Annotated in this window: 16 protein-coding genes; 7 read left to right on the top strand and 9 right to left on the bottom strand. The window is 73.5% G+C overall.

The annotated features are described in order from the left end of the window. Positions 1–38 precede the first annotated feature (38 nt). From IF27_RS01115 to IF27_RS01125, 3 genes are all read left to right on the top strand, one after another. Positions 39–1,370: a PP2C family protein-serine/threonine phosphatase gene (locus IF27_RS01115; RefSeq protein ID WP_420821973.1), complete on the top strand. Its 1,332-nt coding sequence runs from the start codon at positions 39–41 to the stop codon at positions 1,368–1,370. A gap of 48 nt (positions 1,371–1,418) precedes the next feature. Beyond that, positions 1,419–2,714, top strand: coding sequence for a M18 family aminopeptidase (locus IF27_RS01120; RefSeq protein WP_110945499.1), 1,296 nt, complete (start codon positions 1,419–1,421; stop codon positions 2,712–2,714). 263 nt (positions 2,715–2,977) lie between these two features. After that, on the top strand, positions 2,978–3,802 hold the full coding sequence (locus tag IF27_RS01125; RefSeq protein WP_052847322.1) for a maleylpyruvate isomerase family mycothiol-dependent enzyme: 825 nt from the start codon (positions 2,978–2,980) through the stop codon (positions 3,800–3,802). A 31-nt stretch (positions 3,803–3,833) separates the two neighbouring features. On the opposite strand, the gene IF27_RS01130 is transcribed toward IF27_RS01125, so the two are convergent. Further along, positions 3,834–5,555 (bottom strand): protein kinase domain-containing protein, encoded by a 1,722-nt coding sequence (locus IF27_RS01130; protein WP_052847323.1) that lies wholly within the window; start codon positions 5,553–5,555, stop codon positions 3,834–3,836. A gap of 155 nt (positions 5,556–5,710) precedes the next feature. Between IF27_RS01130 and IF27_RS01135 the strand changes: the two genes are divergently transcribed. The 4 genes from IF27_RS01135 to IF27_RS01150 all read left to right on the top strand — a co-directional run bounded on the left by IF27_RS01135 (position 5,711) and on the right by IF27_RS01150 (position 10,304). Beyond that, positions 5,711–7,342: a protein kinase domain-containing protein gene (locus IF27_RS01135; RefSeq protein ID WP_052847324.1), complete on the top strand. Its 1,632-nt coding sequence runs from the start codon at positions 5,711–5,713 to the stop codon at positions 7,340–7,342. Positions 7,343–7,349: 7 nt separating this feature from the next. Then, positions 7,350–8,393 (top strand): phosphotransferase, encoded by a 1,044-nt coding sequence (locus IF27_RS01140; protein WP_052847325.1) that lies wholly within the window; start codon positions 7,350–7,352, stop codon positions 8,391–8,393. Positions 8,394–8,471: 78 nt separating this feature from the next. Next, positions 8,472–9,206 (top strand): GNAT family N-acetyltransferase, encoded by a 735-nt coding sequence (locus tag IF27_RS01145; protein ID WP_223290862.1) that lies wholly within the window; start codon positions 8,472–8,474, stop codon positions 9,204–9,206. Between the two features lie 111 nt (positions 9,207–9,317). Beyond that, positions 9,318–10,304 (top strand): hypothetical protein, encoded by a 987-nt coding sequence (locus IF27_RS01150; protein ID WP_052847326.1) that lies wholly within the window; start codon positions 9,318–9,320, stop codon positions 10,302–10,304. Between the two features lie 7 nt (positions 10,305–10,311). On the opposite strand, the gene IF27_RS01155 is transcribed toward IF27_RS01150, so the two are convergent. From IF27_RS01155 to IF27_RS01185, 8 genes are all read right to left on the bottom strand, one after another. After that, positions 10,312–13,299 carry a tetratricopeptide repeat protein gene (locus tag IF27_RS01155; protein WP_052847327.1) on the bottom strand — a complete coding sequence of 996 codons (2,988 nt, stop codon included), beginning with the start codon at positions 13,297–13,299 and terminating at the stop codon, positions 10,312–10,314. Continuing rightward, a complete protein-coding gene (locus tag IF27_RS01160) occupies positions 13,296–13,658 on the bottom strand; it encodes a CU044_2847 family protein (RefSeq protein ID WP_052847328.1) in 363 nt (120 codons plus the stop codon). The genes IF27_RS01155 and IF27_RS01160 overlap by 4 nt, the downstream gene beginning before the upstream one ends. Positions 13,659–14,077: 419 nt before the next feature. Then, complete coding sequence (locus IF27_RS01165) at positions 14,078–14,431, bottom strand: hypothetical protein (protein ID WP_052847329.1); 354 nt, start codon at positions 14,429–14,431, stop codon at positions 14,078–14,080. Further along, positions 14,428–14,829 carry a hypothetical protein gene (locus IF27_RS01170; protein ID WP_052847330.1) on the bottom strand — a complete coding sequence of 134 codons (402 nt, stop codon included), beginning with the start codon at positions 14,827–14,829 and terminating at the stop codon, positions 14,428–14,430. Before IF27_RS01170 ends, IF27_RS01165 begins: the two co-directional genes overlap by 4 nt. Further along, positions 14,826–14,990, bottom strand: coding sequence for a hypothetical protein (locus tag IF27_RS30755; RefSeq protein ID WP_190232754.1), 165 nt, complete (start codon positions 14,988–14,990; stop codon positions 14,826–14,828). The genes IF27_RS01170 and IF27_RS30755 overlap by 4 nt, the downstream gene beginning before the upstream one ends. Next, positions 14,983–15,306 (bottom strand): hypothetical protein, encoded by a 324-nt coding sequence (locus tag IF27_RS01175; protein ID WP_190232755.1) that lies wholly within the window; start codon positions 15,304–15,306, stop codon positions 14,983–14,985. Before IF27_RS01175 ends, IF27_RS30755 begins: the two co-directional genes overlap by 8 nt. Before the next feature lie 195 nt (positions 15,307–15,501). After that, the gene (locus tag IF27_RS01180) at positions 15,502–16,686 is read right to left on the bottom strand and encodes a helix-turn-helix domain-containing protein (RefSeq protein ID WP_052847332.1); all 1,185 of its coding nucleotides are present in this window, start codon (positions 16,684–16,686) and stop codon (positions 15,502–15,504) included. A gap of 81 nt (positions 16,687–16,767) precedes the next feature. Beyond that, on the bottom strand, positions 16,768–17,412 hold the full coding sequence (locus tag IF27_RS01185; protein WP_052847333.1) for a GNAT family N-acetyltransferase: 645 nt from the start codon (positions 17,410–17,412) through the stop codon (positions 16,768–16,770). Between the last annotated feature and the right edge of the window lie 57 nt (positions 17,413–17,469).

Raw genomic sequence — 17,469 nt, forward strand, 5'->3', positions numbered from 1 at the left:
GCGGACGGCGGAGGACGGAGGATGGGCACGTGGGAGCCGTGGAGGAACAGCCGCAGGAGCCGCACGGCGGGCTCGTGGACCTGACGTCCGAACACATCCGCCGCCTGTCGCAGGCGCACGACCGGATGCGCGCGCTGCTCGGGGCCCTGACGGGCATCAGCGGTGAGCTGGACTTGCCCGCCGTGCTGCGCCGCATCGTCGCGACGGCGATGGAGCTGGTCGGGGCGCGCTACGGGGCGATGGGGGTGCTGGACGAGGAGGGCGAGGGGCTGGCGGAGTTCATCCCCGTGGGGCTGAGCGCGGCGGAGTTCGACCGGCTGGCGGGGGTGCCGTTCCCGCGCGGGCGGGGGCTGCTCGGTTACCTCATCGACCACCCGGAGCCGGTGCGCGTGCCGTGCATCGGGGAGCATCCGGCGTCGGTCGGTTTCCCGCCGGGGCATCCGACGATGCGGACGATGCTCGGGGTGGCCATCGGCGTGCGCGGCCGGGTGTACGGGAACCTCTACCTCAGCGAGCGCCGGGACGGGCGGCCGTTCGACACGGAGGACGAGGCGGTCGTCGTCGCGCTGGCAGCCGCCGCGGGCGTCGCGGTGGAGAACGCACGGCTGTTCGCGCAGGTGCGTGACAGCGCGGAGCACTTCCAGCGGATGCTGCTGCCGCGGCTGCCCGACCTGGCGCCGTTCGAGGCGGCGGCGGTCTACCGGACGTCCACGGACCCGGCGCTGCGGGCCGGGCAGGTCGGCGGCGACTGGTACGACGCGCTGCGGCTGCCTGACGGGGCGCTCGGCGTCGTCATCGGTGACGTCGTCGGGCACGACCTGACGGCCGCAGCCGCCATGGCGCAGGCGCGGCACATGCTGCGCGCGCTCCTCTACACCGGGCACGGCTCGCCGGGCGCCGTGCTGGGCGAGCTGGACCGCGTGCTGACGGCGATCACCGACCAGCCGATCACGACGGCCTGCCTCGCCCGCGTCGATCCGGCGCCGGACGGCGCCTGGCGGCTCACGTGGACGTCGGCCGGGCATCCGCCGCCGCTGCTGGTCGCGCCCGACGGCGCGTACCGCTGGCTGGAGGGCGAGCCGGGCGTGCCGCTGGGCGTGGACGCGGGGCTGCCGCGGCCCGAGCACACGGTGCGGCTGCCGCCCGGGGCGACGCTGCTGCTGTTCACGGACGGGCTCGTGGAGGACCACAGGCGTTCGATCGATTCCGGCCTCGCCGAGCTGGCGGCCCACGCGGCGGAGCACATCGGCGGCCCGCTGGACGTGCTCTGCCACACCCTGGCCGACCTGCGGCCGAGCGACGGCCACGACGACCTGGCGCTGCTCGCGCTGCGGGCACCTGCCGACTCCACGCGCCATATCGGGACTTGAGAGCCCAAAGAGTCACCTGTCGCTGGCCGGATTCGTATGCTGTTCGCCATGACCGCAGCCTTCGACCGTCGCCACACCGACGACCTCATGGCCTTCCTGGCCCAGTCCCCCTCCCCCTTCCACGCCGTCGCGAGCGCCGCCGCACGCCTGGCGGACGCCGGGTTCACGCGCCTCGCGGAGACCGACGCGTGGGACGGCGCGCCCGGGGGCCGGTACGTGGAGCGTGGTGGGGCGCTGGTCGCGTGGTTCGTGCCGGAGGGCGCGGGACCGGCGACACCGTTCCGTGTCATCGGCGCGCACACCGACTCGCCGAACCTGCGCCTGAAGCCCGTGCCGGAGACGGGCCGGGCGGGCTGGAAGCAGCTGGCCGTGGAGCTGTACGGCGGGCCGCTGGTCAACAGCTGGCTGGACCGCGACCTGGGGCTCTCGGGCCGTCTGGCCCTGCGGGGCGGCGGTACGGCGCTGGTGCACGTGGACCGGCCGCTGCTGCGCGTGCCGCAGCTGGCGATCCACCTCGACCGGTCGGTCAACGACTCCCTGGCGCTCAACCGTCAGGAGCACACGATGCCGCTGTGGGGCCTCGGGGCGCCGCGCGAGCACGAGTTGATCGAGTTCCTGGCGCAGGAGGCGGGGCTCGGCTCGGCGGGGGAGATCGTCGGCTGGGACCTGATGGCGCACAGCGTCGAGCCGCCCGCGTATCTCGGCAAGGACCGCGAACTCCTGGCGGCGCCGCGCCTGGACAACCTGCTGTCGGTGCACGCGGCGACGGCGGCGCTGCTCGACGCGGCGGGGGCGGGCGCGGAGTTGCGGCACATCCCGGTGCTGGCCGCGTTCGACCACGAGGAGAACGGCAGCGAGTCCGACACGGGCGCGGGCGGGCCGCTGCTGGGCGTGGCGCTTGAGCGGGACGTGTACGTGCGCGGCGGCGGCCCGGAGGACCGGGCGCGCGCGGTCGCAGGATCGTTCTGCCTGTCGTCCGACACCGGGCACGCGGTGCACCCCAACTACCCGGAGCGGCACGACCCCGACCACCGTCCCGTCGCGGGCGGCGGGCCGCTGCTGAAGGTCAACGTGAACCAGCGGTACGCCACGGACGGCGTGGGCCGCGCGGTGTTCACGGCGGCCTGCGAGCAGGCGGGCGTGCCGTGGCAGCCGTTCGTCTCGCGCAACGACATCCCGTGCGGCACGACGATCGGCCCGATCACGTCGGCGCGGCACGGCATCGCGACCGTGGACGTCGGCGCGGCCATCCTGTCGATGCACTCCGCGCGGGAGTTGTGCGCCGCCGCCGACCCGTATCTGCTGGCGAGCGCGATGGCCGCGTTCCTGCGTCCGGCGGCCTGAACGGGGTGCCCGGCCGGGCGGTCGGCGGGGCGTCCGGCGGGCTGTCGCGGGCGGGGGAAACGCGGCTGTAACACCGGTGTCGGCCCATGGGTGTGACGGCGCCGGGCGGACCGTGTGCGGGGGGTTTCCCGCGGGTCCCGGCGGTGGCTCCGAGCCGCGCGGGGCCCCTAGGATTCGTACCCGGAAAGCCATTCACCGGCTGCGGCAGCGCAGCGTACCGTGTGAACACCCAAGCCAGCGCCGAAACCGCCACGAGGGGTCCCGTGACCGAACACCCTAGCCTCCAGCCGTACATCGCTGCGTGGACCCAGTCGATCGAGGCGATATCGGAGCTGGTGTCGTCCCTCGTGGAGGGCGAGTGGAACCGGCCGACGGAACGCACCGGCTGGTCCGTGCGCGACGTCGTCTCCCACGTGATCGGCGGCGAGTGCGAGGCGCTGGGCGACCCGCGGCCGATCCACTCGCTCCCGCGCGACCTGTACCACGTGGTGGACGAGACGACGCGCTACCTGGAGGTCCAGGTGGACGTGCGGCGTCACCACACGGGGCCCGAGATGACGGGCGAGCTGGAGTACACGATCATCCGCCGCATGCGGCAGATGCGGAACGAGCGGCGCGGCCCCGACGACATCGTCTCGCACCCGCTCTACGGCAAGCTGACGCTGACCGCGTTCATGGCGCAGCGCGTCTTCAACGTGTGGACGCACGAGCAGGACCTGCGGCGCGCCCTGCGGCAGCCGGGCGATCTCGCGTCGCCCGCCGCGCTCGTGGCGCGGGACGTGCTGTTGCAGCGGCTGCCGAAGACCGTCGCGGAGGACGCGGAGGCGCCGAAGAAGTCGGCGGTGGTCTTCGACGTGAGCGGGCCGGTGGAGTTCCTGCGCACGGTGCGCGTGGACGAGAACGGGCAGGGCAGCGTGGACAGCAGCCCGTCGCTCGGGCCGGTCGTCACGTTCACGTCGGACTGGGAGACCTGGTCGCGCGTGGCGAGCGGACGGGTGCGGGCGAAGCGCGTCGCCGACCGGCTGAAGGTCGAGGGGGACGCCGAACTGGCGGACCGCATCCTGACGAGCTTCCCCCTGGCCTACTGAGGGCCCCGGGCCGTCCGGCGCCCGTGCCGCCCTACGGGGTCGGCTCCCTGCCGGTGGACACGGTGAGGACGATGGGGCCGTCCTCCTCCGGGTTGTAGGGCTGCCCCACGGTGGGCTCCTGGTCGAGGACCATGCCCTCGCCCTTCAGCACCTCGTCGCGGTAGCGCAGGTTGTCGTCGTAGGTCCAACCCGCCGCGCGTATGCACTCCTTCACGGAGTCGATGTGGCGGTCGTAGAAGTCCGGCATGCTGATCGCGCCGGAGTTGGCCTCCTGGTCGTAGTGGTCGGACGCGCCGACGCAGGCCGAGGCCTCGATCGTCCGCTCCGGGTCGCCCGGCTGGAAGCGCGGCTCGTCGTCGTCGCCCGGTTCCGGCGCGCCGTCGTCCCCGGGCGTGACCGTCTCCGTCGTGGCTTCCCCGGTACCGCCCGCCTGCGGGTCGTCGTCGCCGCCCCTGCTCATCACGACGGCCACGATCGCCAGGGAGGCGACCAGCGTGATCGCGACGACCGCCGCGACGACCAGCTGCCAGGGAGCGGCGGGACGGTCGGGGCCCGGCGCGGTGGCGGGCGGCTGCGCGGCCGGGGCGGGGCCGTACGCGGAGGGCGCCGTGTCGCCGGGGCCGCCGCGCGGGTAGCCGTAGCCGCCACCACCGGCGGGCGGCCCGTAGGCGGGCGCGTACGGGGACGGCGTGGCAGGTCCCTGCCGCGGCTGCGGCTGCGTCGCGGGCGACGGCGTCCGCGGCTCGGAGCCGCCGGGCCCGACACGGCCGAGGTCGCCGAGGCCGTACTCGGGGAAGACGGCCTGCGAGATGCCCGAGCCGCTCTGCGGGCGCTCCGCGGCGGCCGGGTCGATGGACGGCGGCGCACCGGTGAGCCCGTCGGCGGCGCGGCGGCACGCGTCCAGCAGCTCGCCCGCCGAGCCGAACCGCTCGTCGGGGTTCTTGCGCAGGGCCCGCCCGATCAGGGCGTCCAGCTCGGGCGTCACCGCCCGGTTCAGCGACGACGCGGACGGCGGCGCCTCCGTGACGTGCGCGTACGCGATGGCGAGCCCCGAGTCGGCGTCGAACGGCACCCGGCCGGTGATCAGCTCGAACAGCAGCACGCCCACCGAGTACAGGTCGGAGCGCGCGTCCACGGCCCGCCCGAGCGCCTGCTCGGGGGACAGGTACTGCGGGGTGCCGACGACCATGCCGGTCTGCGTCATCGCCGTGACGCCCGACTGCATGGCGCGCGCGATGCCGAAGTCCATGACCTTGACGGCGCCGCGCCGGGTGAGCATCACGTTGCCCGGCTTGATGTCGCGGTGGACGAGGCCCATCTCGTGGCTCAGGTCGAGCGCGGCCAGCACACCCGCCGTGACGCGCAGCGCCTTGTCGGCGGGCATCGCCCCGTACGCCGCGACGTCGGCGGCCAGCACGTCGCGCAGCGGCTGGCCCTCGACGTACTCCATGACGATGTACGGCACGGCGCCGCCCGCCGCCCACTCCTCGCCCGTGTCGAAGACGGACACGATGTTGGGGTGCGTGAGCTTGGCCACGGCCTGCGCCTCGAAGCGGAACCGCTCCCGGAACGCCTGCTCGCCGCTGACCTCGGAGCGCATGGTCTTGACGGCGACCGGCCGTTCCAGGACCGTGTCCCAGGCGAGATGGACCGACGCCATCCCGCCGCGGCCCAGCAGATCACGCAGCAGGTAGCGTCCGTTCCCGACGCTCGCCTGGTCACTCATGCGACTGTCCCCCCAGTCGGCACGCATGGTCAGCCACAGCTGAGCCCGTCGGCGCGCGTGTTACGGAGCTGTTTTCCGGGCCAAGTCTGCCCGAGCGCCCGGTCACGTCAAGTCTCAACTTGTCAGCGCGGCCCCGGAACGGGTTTGATGGCCAGGCTACCCAGTGAACACGGCGAGGACTGATGGCACAGGACCAAGGCGCTGCGGGCTCCGGCGACAACGAGCCCGGAGCGTTCGGCAACGACGGTCCCGACGCGCCGGAATTGTGGGGTACGGGCGGATATGTCGGCGACGGCAGGTACCGGCTGACCCACCGCCTCGGCCGGGGCGGCATGGCGGAGGTCTTCGCCGCGGAGGACGTGCGGCTCGGGCGGACGGTCGCGGTGAAGCTGCTGCGTTCCGACCTCGCCGAGGACCCCGTCTCCAAGGCGCGCTTCACGCGTGAGGCGCAGTCGGTGGCCGGGCTGAACCACCACGCCGTCGTCGCCGTCTACGACTCGGGCGAGGAGGCGTCGGGCGGCCGGGTCACGTCCTACATCGTCATGGAGCTGGTCAGCGGCCGGACGATCCGCGAGCTGCTGATCGACTCGGCGGCGCCGCCGCCCCCCGAGCAGGCGCTGACCATCGTCTCCGGCGTGCTGGAGGCCCTCGCCTACAGCCACCAGCACGGCATCGTGCACCGGGACATCAAGCCCGCCAACGTGATCATCACCGAGACCGGCACGGTCAAGGTCATGGACTTCGGCATCGCGCGGGCGCTGCACGGCGCCGCGCAGACGATGACGCAGACCGGCATGGTCATGGGCACGCCCCAGTACCTCTCGCCCGAGCAGGCGCTCGGCAAGACCGTGGACACGCGCTCCGACCTGTACGCGGTCGGCTGCCTGCTGTACGAGCTGCTGACGAACCGGCCGCCGTTCGTCGGCGAGACGCCGCTGTCCGTCGTCTACCAGCACGTCCAGGACACGCCGCGCCTGCCGTCCGAGGTCGCGCCGGACTGCCCGCCCGAGCTGGACGGGCTGGTGATGCGCGCGCTCACCAAGGAGCCGGAGGACCGCTACCAGACCGCCGAAGAGATGCGCGGCATGGTGCAGTACGCCCTGCGGCGGCTGGAGGAGCACGGCAGCCACACGGCCGGGCTGTGGAACACCGGCTCCGTCACCGGCGGCTCCACCCCGCCGCTCGGCACCCCGGCGTCCACCCGCGCCACCACCTCCGCGCGCACCCCGGCGGGCGGCGTCCCGCTGCTCATCGGCGGCCCTGACGGCGGCGACCCGCGCGGGTCCGCCTCCCGTGGCAGCCGTGCGCGCATCCTGATCGTCGCGATACTGGCGGTCGTCGCCATCGGCACCGGCGTCCTGTTCGCCAGCAACTTCGGCGGCGACGACGGCGGCGGCACCCCGTCGGAGTCGGACCCGACGGGCACGACGCAGACCGACGACGAGCAGCCGACCGAGGCGACCCGCACGGAGGACGACGGCGAGGAAGAGGGCGACCAGGGCTCGGACGACGGGTACGACCCGTCCGAGGGCTGGAACGACCCGGGCTGGAACGACGACACCCCGACCGACGACGGCGAGGAGCAGCCGTCGCCCACGGAGGACGAGTCGGACGACCCGACCACGCCGCCCCCGACCGAGGACACCGAGGAACCGCCGCCGCCGACCCCCACCGACCCCCCGACCGACGAGGAACCCCCGCCGGGCGCCGACGACGGCGGCACCACCGAGGGCGACGGCACGACCACCCCGGGCGGCGACGCGGGGGTGTCCGAGGGCGCCACCACGGGCGACGCCGCAGGCGCCACCACCTGACCCGGTGATGCCGCTCCCCGAGCACACCCTCGCCGCGCTGCTGCGCCGCTACGGCGCCGGGACCGCCCTGGAGTGCCGTCCGCTGACCGCCGGGCTGCTGAACCGCGGCTACCGGCTGGCGACGACGACGGGCCGCTACTTCCTGAAGCACCACCTCGACGGCGACCCGGCGGACACCGCCCCGCTGGTCAGGCAACACCGCGCGACCGCCGCGCTGGCCGCCCTCGGCCTGCCCGTCGCGCCGCCGGTGGCCGACCGCGACGGCCACACCGTCGTCGTGCACGGCGACCGCTGCTACGCGCTGCACCCGTGGGTCGAGGGCAGGCACCGCGACGGCGGCCAGCTCGACCGGGGCCAGAGCCGCCGCCTCGGCGCGCTGCTCGGCCGGGTGCACGGCGCCCTCGACCAGGTCATAAGGCGTACGCCGCTGCCCTACGCGCCGCCCGACCTGAACGTCCCGCACCGCGCCACCGCCGCGTTACCGGCCGACACGGAGCAGGTCATCGACGGCCTGCTGTCCCGTGTCCGCGCCCGGCCGCGCCGTACGGGCTTCGACGAACTCGCCGAACACCGGCTGCTGGAGCGCCGCGTCCTGCTGCGCGCGCACGCGCACCGCCGTCCGGGCGAGGCCGAGGTGCCCGCCGAGGGCTGGGTGCACGGCGACTTCCACCCGCTGAACCTGCTGTACCGCGCCGAAGGCCCGGTCGAGCCGGTGGCGATCGTGGACTGGGACCGTCTCGACGTGCAGCCGCGCGCCGAGGAGGCGGTACGGGCCGCCGCCATCTTCTTCGTGCGCCCGGACGGCGGCCTCGACCTGCCGAAGGTCCGCGCGTACGCCCGTGCCTACCGCGCCGCGACCGGCGCGTCCGCCGGTGAACTCGCCGCCGCCGCGCACCGGGTGTGGTGGGAGCGGCTGAACGACTTCTGGATGCTGCGCTGGCACTACGAGCGCCACGACCACCGCGCCGACCCTCAATTCCCGGCCGCCGCGGCCCTGGTGGTGTGGTGGACGCGCCACCACGCGGCGGTCAGCGACGCGTTCAGCGCCTGAGCGCGCACGCTTCCCCGGCGGCCTCGTGGCCGGGACGATCGGGGGCGGCGATCCGAAGAGGAGCGGCGGGGGACCGGGATGACGAGGAGCCGAGGGCTGGACCCGGAACGGGCCGCGCGGCTCGGCCCCTTGGTCGAGGAGTGTCGTCCGCTGCTGGCAGGCGAGGGCGGGATGGCCGCCGTGCAGCGGATGTTGAGCGACCGGCGGGTCGGCGTGATCGACGCGGTGGTGGTCACGTGCGAACTGCTGGGAGCCGGGCCCGGCGCGCTCGCCGAGGCGAAGACCGTCGTCCTGAGCAGCGCGGGCAGGCGCCGTGACCTGGAGGCCGTGGACCGGTTCGCGGAGGAGGTGGAACGCGCGGCCGGGCCCGTCGTACGGCCCGCGACGGCGGCGGACGTGCCGGGGCTGGTCGCGCTCGACCCCGTCGCGGCCGACGACCCGGCCCGCCGCGCGGCCATTCGCCGCTGGTGCGGGGACGGCTCGGCCTTCGTCGCCACGGACGCGTCGGAGCCGCTGGGCTACTGCGTGCTGGAGTACACGTTCTTCGAGCAGGGCTTCGTCACGATGCTGATGGTCGCGCCGGGCGCGCGGCGGCGCGGCATCGGTGCGAGCCTCCTGCGGGCGGCGGAGAACGCCTGCGTGACACCGAAGTTGTTCACGTCGGCCAACGTCTCCAACCAGCCGGTGCAACGCCTGCTGCACCGCGCGGGCTGGACCCCGGCCGGCCTGCTCCACGGCCTGGACGACGGCGACCCTGAACTGTTCTTCCGCTGCCCACCCCGCCCCGGACACCCCACCGCCCGCGACACCTGACGGACGCCACGCCCCCTCGGCCAGCCCCCTGGACACACCGAAGTCGCACGGGGACCGTGGGACACTGGACAAGCCATGGGCAGACACCAGCGCGGTGGGGATGGGCGGTCAATGAGCGTGCGGTTCGAGCGGGTTCCCCTTGTCGGGACGGGCGCCGACCTGGTCGGTGACGTGGACGCCTGGCTGGCCTCGCCGCCCGTGCACGCCCTCGTCGATGCGTTCGCCGCGGCACCTGGTGACCGGGACCTTCTGGAAGCACTGACTGCGGCCAAGGGAACGACGGGCGACCGTCTCGCCGGGCTCGACACTTTCACCGAACGCTGGGACACCCGGCAGGGGTTGGAGCGCAATCAGGCGACGGAGCTGCCGCTGACCGGCGAGCAGGAGGAACTGGCCCTCGCCGCGGCCACGGCGCTCGGCCTGCGCGGTGGCGCACGTCTCCGCTTCCACCACTACGACCACGTGCTGATCCTCGGCGGCCTGATCCGAGCGTGTCTGGCCCGGCCCGCCTATGCGGCGCATCTGATCGGCACAGGGCAGATCCGGGCCGGGTCGATCACGGCGCTCGGCGGGCACCGGCCCTTCGTCGGCGACGAGTTCCGGCTGGCGGCGGAGGCGGGCGCCCCGGAGCTGACGGAGGAGTACGAGGCCATGGACTTCGGCACGCGCCGGGCGTTCGGCCTCGCGGAGCCGGAACGGGTGGAGGGCGAGGTGTCCGATCTGCCCGGTGGTACGTGGGGCGTGCGGCACTACCGCACGGCCGAGGGTGTGACGGTCCACGTGGTCGCCGCCCCCTCCTCTGAGCCAGGTGTCCGCAGGGCCAACACGCCCGACTCCTACGACTTCTTCGCGCGGCGGCTCGCCGAACTGCGGCCTGGTCAACGGCTGCTGATGGTCACCACGCCGATCTACGTGCCCGCCCAGCACACGGCCGCACTCCGCATGCTGGCGCTGCCGTTCGGCGTGGAGGTGGACACGGTGGGCAATGAACCGGGTGTCGTCACGGGCGCCCCCGCGTCGAGCTTCAGCGCCACGAAGTATCTGCTTGAGGTGCGCTCCGCCGTCCGCGCCATGCGGCAACTCGTCGCCGCGCTGTAACGTCGGCTCAACCGTCGGTGCCCCTCTGCGCCAAGGCTGCCCGGCACAGGTCCAGTTCGGTCCGGGCGGCGGCCGTCCCGCTCTCGCTGCCGGTGGCCAGGTAGAGGCCGAGGGCCTGCTCGGCGGCGTCGGCGCCCTCGGCATGGCGTCCCTGCGCGCGCAGGGACGCCGCGAGCAGAAGGTGGGCACGGGCCTCGCCGAAACCGGCCCGCATGGGACGGTACAGCCGTACCGCCTCGCGCAGACGTGACTCCGCCGTGACGTGGTCGCCTTGCCTGCTCAGGAGACCGCTCGCCACCAGCAGGGCGTCGGGGTAGCCGTGCGGGCTGTATCTGCGGAAGCGTTCCAAGGCCTCGCCGTGGAGGCCGACGGCCTCCTCCACCTTCCCGGCCAGGGCCAGGGCGGACGCCAGGTTGTTCAGGGCGTGCGCGATGCCGCGGTTGTCATGCGCCGTGCGGTACAGGCGTACGGCTTCCCGAAGGGTGCCGATCGCGGTGGCGTGGTCACCGCCGAGGCGCTGGATCACCCCCATGAGGTTCAGGCAGCGCGCCTGACCGGCGGTGAAGGCGGCCTCCTCGTAGAGGTGGAGCGCTCGGCCCAGATGGCCGAGTGCCCGCGTCCGGTCGCCGCTCAGGCGCGCCGCCATGGCCAGCAGGTACTCCGCCTCGGCGGAGCCGAAGCTGTCCCCCGCCGCCGCGTACTCCTCGGCCGCCCGCGCGCAGCTGGCCACGGACTGCTCAGCACCCTCGACGTCGCGCTGCGGGGCGCTCCCCCGGGCGAGCATGTCGGCGGCGAGAACGGTGTCCCCCAGCTCGATGTAGAGCGAACGGGCCGCGCGGAACTCGGCCAGGGCTCTCTCCTGCTTCCCCTCGGTGCGGAGTGCGTCGCCGAGCAGGCCGCGCAGATCCGCCTCGGCACGCCGATCGGAGGTCTTCGCGGCTTCGATCGCCGTCTCGTAGCGGGGGATGGCATCCTTCGAGTGGGCCGACAGGGACAGGTACAGGCCCATGGCGCGTGGGAGGCGCCAGAGGTGGGAGGCGTGCCCGTACCGGGCGGCGAGATCCATGCAACCGAGCAGGTTCCGGTGCTCGGCCTCGAACCATTCCGACGACAGGGCCGGGCTGGACACGTCCGGCAACCGGCGGTGCGGTGTGTCCGCCGCGTCCGGCACCGGGCGGGCGGGCAGCTGTACCCGGCGGGCGGCCAGCGCGGTCGCCAGGTAGAAGTCGATCAGTCGGCCGGACGCCTGCCGCCGTACCTCCCACGGCTCCGCGGCGGCGAGTTCCTCGCGCGCGAACTCCCTGAGCAGATCGTGCATGCCGATGCGGGAGCGGCCGTGCTCGTTGACCAGGCTCTCCCGGACGAGGACGTCCAGCCCTGCCCGGCCCGACCACTCGTCCTCGGCCAAGGCCTCCACGACACGGCGGTCCATGCTCTCGGGAGGGTGCAGGCCGAGGAGCCGGAACAGCCGCTGCTGCGGTCCCGTCAGCCGACGGAACGAGGTGAGGAAGGCGGTGTAGACAGGACGTGCGGTGCCCAGCCGTAGCCAGCGGAGGCGACCGTCCTCCGGGGACGCCGCCTCCCGCACGCCGCTCTCCGCGACGGCGCGTTGTTCCTCGGCCATCTCGTCGCGGATGTCGGCGAGGCTCCACGCGGGCCGCCCCCTGCTGTAGGCCGCCTTCAGCCGGATCGCCAGCGGCAGGTGCCCGCACAGGCGGACCAGTTCCCTGACCGCGTCCGGCTCGGCCTCGGTCCGTTGATTCCCGACCATGCGGGTGAACAGCTCGACGGAAGCGCCCTCGGCGAAGGGCGGCAGCTGCCTCGGCGCGCTGTTGTCCACTCCCAGTTCCTCCAGCCACCGTCGGCTCGTGACGAGGACGAGCGCCTCCCCTGCCCGTGGCAACAACGGCTCGATCTGCTCGAAGGACGCGGCGTTGTCCAGGACGACGACCATCCGCCGCAGCCGCGCGACGTCCTGCCACACGGCGGTGAGCTCCCGGAGGCTGACGCCGTCCTTCGGCGGCTGGCCGAGCGTGGCCTGCAGCAGGGCGCGGAGCGCTTCCTCCGTGGTGAGCGGCTCCGCGTCAACGGTGTGCGCCTGGAGGTCGAGGAAGTACTGGCCGTCCGGGTAGCGGGCCCCGTGGCGGTGGGCGAGGCGTATCGCCAGGGTGGTCTTGCCGACGCCCCCCATGCCGTAGACGGCATGGACCACGGGAAAGCCGTCCGCGGCCTCGATCTCGGCATCGGCGTCCACCAACTCGTCGTCGCGTCCGGTGAAGTCGCGGATGTCGGACGGGAGAGGACAGGACCTGCCCAGGCCGTCGGCCGCCGGCTCGGACGCCAACCGCGTGGCGGCGGAGGCCCGCAGGGCGCGGGCGATCGGAGGCAGACGCTCGGCGAGCAGCCGGACAGGCAGCATCCAGGAGACGCGCGGCGACCCGCTGCCGGAATCGACGGTGGCGAGCGAGACCATGCCGGTCACCTGGCCGGTGTCGGCGAGGACGACGGCCGCCCCGCTGAAGCCGGGCCGGATCTGTTCTCCTCTGAGCCGACTGTCGTCCAGTTGGTACCAGCCCTGCGAAAGGGTCTCCCCCATGATCTCCGCCTGCGCGTGGACCCCGAAGTTCCGTTCCAGGGGATAACCGAACGCCCGGACGAGGGCGCCTTCGGGGCACGCGGACGTCAGCGGCGCGGCTGCCGCGCCCGGTGGGGGCGGAACGGACAGCCGGAGCACGGCGGCGTCCCCGCGCAGGGCGTCGTCGTAGGGCCACCAACCGTCCGGCTCCACCACGGCCGCCGACGCTTCGGCGGAGAGGCCGGGGAAGTCAACGAGGACGGGATCGGTGGGACGCACCGTGACGTCGGTCGCGTGGACGGCATCCCTCACCACGTGGGCGCAGGTGAGGATGCGTCCGTCGCCGAGATGCATACCGGCGCCGTAGATGGCGCCGTGCCTGTCGGAGATCCGCACCGACCACGATGCGAGGTCGCTCACTCGGCGTTCCCGCTCCTCGACCCATGCGACATCGGCTCGGCGGACGCCCGATCCCAGGTGATCGTCACCTTGAGATGCCCCTCGGCTCCCGCCTCCGTGAGCACCACACCCGTCTTGGCGTGAATCCGCACCCCGAACTCCACCTGCACGCTTGTCGAGTCGGTCGCCCGGAGAGCCTGCAGGGCCTTGGAAGCCGCTCGGGAGATCGGTTGCAGGGCCTCCTCCAGGGACTGCGTCGCCTGGATGACCCGGTCCCCGACCCGCGAGACCTGTTGGACGTCACGCGGATCCGGTGTGGTCTCGACGACGAGGGACCCCTCGTCGTCGTCACCGATCGGGACCCGCAACAGCTCGGTCATACGATCCCCACTCCAGGCAGGTAGACAGCGTCTGGTGGAGCCATCTTGCTGTGCGGCAACTGCGCCGAACAAGCGCGTGGTTGAGTAGGGGCCCGGGGCTCGGCGCGGTCCGGGGAGGTGGGGCTTCCCTGTCGGCCGCGCGGTGGGGTGCGCGACCAGTTCCGCAGCACGCGCGCCCACCGCCTCGATCACCGCTCAACGCAGACGAGTTGGGCGTCGATGTAGCCCCCGATCTCCCCGGCGAACGGCGAACGGTGCGCGAGTCAGGCTGTTCCGCCACGCGGCGTGTAGGTCGGCGAACGTCCCTCGCCTCTGGCTGAGTTCGGCGGGAGTGCCGTCCTCATGGCCCGCTGGACGAGCCTCTCGCCTGGGGAAGTCCAGCAACGACGTCGCCTCGTCAAGGATCACCAGGCGTCCCGTCACACGCCCGGGATGCCCCGGGGCGTGATGGCGGTCCACATGCACACGCCGTCGAGGGTGGGGGCGGTGCCGTAGGTCCAGGTGAGATGCGCGGCGCCGGGCAGCGGGTCGGGCAGGCGGGGTGTCGTGGCCGCCTTCGCGCGCAGGATCTGGGCGTGCAGGACGTCGGGATGGGCGGTGAGGCCGAGCCACCACGGGCGGCGGGTGCGGGCGGCCGCGATCAGGGCGTGCACGACGGGCAGGGCGGCCTGCCGCCCCCACCGCTCCAGTTCAAGACCGGCCCACTCCCCCGCCGCCACGGTGTCGTCCCGCCCGCCGCCGCCGGGGAAGAGACGGGACGCGTGCGGAGTCACGTCACCTCCCCCCGTCCGGACCCGGCGGCGGCCCGCAGGTCGGCGACCGCCGCCGCGACGACCGTCCTCGCCAACTCCCGCCGGTGGTCGGGGGTGAGGCGCCCGGTCGTGGCGGCGGTGGCGGGGAAGAGCCGGTCGGTGACGGGCCGCAGGTGCGGGGCGTGGCCGAGGTCGGCGAGGCGGGCCACCAGCTCGTGGGGGACGGCCTCGGGCCAGCGGTGCACGCCGCCCAGTGAGGCGGACGGTTGCGCGGCCAGGGGGACGAGCCGTTCGTCGATGCGGCAGGGGCGGCAGGCGAGGTACGTCCAGCCGGGCCCGGACCCGGACGCGACGAGCGCGACGGCGATCAGGTCGCCGACGGTCGTGTCGCAGTACGCGCAGCGTGGGACGAGGCTCACTCGTCCTCACCGCCGTCCACGGCCTCGTCCGTGTCCGTCCCGGCCGCCGGTTCCGGCCGTGGGGGGAGCGGTCCTTCGAGGCCGGTGATGACGGTGATGTGCGGGTTCTCCTCCCGCACCGGCGCCGGAGTCAGATACCGGGGGCCGTGCGGCTCAGCCACAGCGCCCCCCGAACACCCGCGCCAGCGCGCCGTGCAGGACCACCGGATCGGTCAGGCAGTGCCCGGTCGGCCGGAGCGACAGCCACCGCACCTCACCGTCGCCGACCCACGGACCGCCCACACGGTCGGCGGCCGGGACGGCCAGCGAGTAACCCCGCCCCAGCGGCACGACCCCCGGCGGCCACCCCCGATCGTTCGCCGACCCGGGCGGCACCAGCCAGTACAGGACACCGTGCGCCTGATCCTCGATCACCGGCCCGGAAAGCCCGGTCAGGCGAAGACGGTTGAGCACGTACAGCCCCTGGGACAAGGGCACACGCACAGCGTCGAACTCCTCGCCCAACGGCCGGATACGCACCCGTCCGTCGAACGGAAGCCAAGCGGGAAGGAGAGACGTCCTCATGGTTCGCTCCATGTGACAGTGGGGTGACTGTCACATACAACGCCCGTGATCGAGCCCCAACTATCAGTGAGGACTGACAGTCGGGGCCGTGACCTGATCGGTCGTCGGCTACACGCCGAGCCAGCTGCCGAAACTGGCGAACGTCTCGGGGAGACGGCGCTTGGCCGCGTCAAGTCCGGCGTAGGTCTCGCGGACCAGGGGGTGGTACTTCGTCTGCTGAGGCCCGGCTTTCCGCGCCGCCTGGAGGCTCGTGAACGCCTTGTCCAGCCGACCGCACCACAGGTGGGCGTGCGCGACCTCGGCGTGGTGGTGGGCTGTGCGCGACTGCGGCCAGCTGTCCGGGATCACGAGGTCCTGCGCCGCCCGGGCCGCGTCGTCGTAGAGGTTCCGCTCGGCCAGCGTCGCGACGCGGTGGACCTGGACGTTCGTCGGGCCGAACGCCAGCCAGTGCACGCGTTCGGCCGGGCCGGTCGCGCGCGCCAGCCGGTCGGCCTCGGCGAGGTGGTCGTCGGCCTCCTCGCCGTCCTGGGCACGGGCCCGCAGCACGGCGGCGCCCAGGTGGAGCTGGCCCCGCACGACGTCGCGTTCACGCCCGGGATCGGCCTGGTCGAGCGTGGAGAGGCCCGATGCGAGAAGCCGCTGACCTGTGCGGTACTGAGCCGAACGCAGGTACACCAGGGCACGCATGTACTGGCGGATGGAGCTGATCTCGGGGGACGAGGCCCGGTGCGCGGCCCAGTCCATGCGGTCCAGCGCGACCATGCAGAGGTCGTGGAAGCCGAGCTTGGTCGTCACGTCGTAGGCGGTCCGGTAGGTGCTGGCCAGCGTGGACCACAGAGGCGACGACGGAGACCGGTGGGCAGCCGTCGTCACCTCGACGACGAGACCGGGCAACTCGGCCGCCACCTGCTGGAGTCGGGTCTCCTGCACCAGGTGACACAACTTCTCCGCGTGTGCCTCCAGTTCCTCCGCCGAGCGGGGGGTGATCTCGGGGTCGTCCCCGAGGTCGTACACGTCGAGCGCGTCGCGGATCGGCTGGATGAGACCGTCCAGTTGGTCGCGGCGGAGGTCATGGACGTAGGGCTGCCCGGTCAGCTCGGACACCGGCACCGACAGGGTGCGGGCCAGGGCGCCGATCACTGCGGGGGACGCGGACAAGGCACCTTGTTCGATCTTGGTGAGGGTCGAGTAGCTGACCGGAGCACGATCGGCGAGTTCCCGCCGCGTCAGTCGGCGGGCCTTCCTCGCACGCCGGACGCGTGCGCCGGTGTGCTCATCAGTGCGGTGCGGCATGGAGAATCCACCTTCGTCTCGATCCCGACGCTCGAAACGGTACTCCGGTACCCCTCCGGCGAGCCGCCGTGCCGAAGGTGCTCACCGGACAGGGGAAGGCCGTCGCCGTCGCCGCCGGGCCAGGCGGTGTTCCAGGTGGGTCCTGCGGTCCGGCCACTCGTCGGCCGTGATCGAGAAGACGGCGGAGTCGCGGAGCATGCCGTCCTCGCCCGGTGCCCAGGAGCGCGACCAGTTCCGCAGCACGCCCTCGAACCGCGCGCCCACCCCCTCGATCGCCGCCCGCGAACGGGCGTTGCGCGCGTCCGTCTTCAGGTCCAGGCGTGCGACGCCCCAGTTCTCGAACGCGTGCCTGAACAGGAGGTACTTGGCCTCCGTGTTCACGCCGGTGCCCTGCGCCGATCCCGCGAGCCAGGTGAAGCCGACCTCGATCGCGCACAGCCTTTCCTCGTCGGGCCACAGTCGCGGTTCCCAGTACGCCGTGGCACCGACCGCGCGGCCCGTCGCGCGGTCCACCTGCGCGTACGGGGCGAGCTTCCCGCTCGCGGCGCGGGCGAGTTGGGCGTCGATGTAGCTCTCGACCTCGTCGGCGGTCGGCACCCAGGTGAAGCGGTAGGAGGCACGGTCCGCCTCCGCCGCCACGGCCAGGTCCGCCGCGTGGTGGTGGCCCAGCGGCTCAAGGCGTACGAGCGAGCCCGCCAACTCAGGCCCCTCCAGCACGAAACCCATCGATCGTCCTCCCCGGCGAACAGCGCGCGGCGCGCGGCCCCCAGCGTTCCACGGTGG

Origin of the sequence: Streptomyces avicenniae (assembly GCF_000719135.1) — a bacterium.
Classification (GTDB): Bacteria; Actinomycetota; Actinomycetes; order Streptomycetales; family Streptomycetaceae; genus Streptomyces; species Streptomyces avicenniae.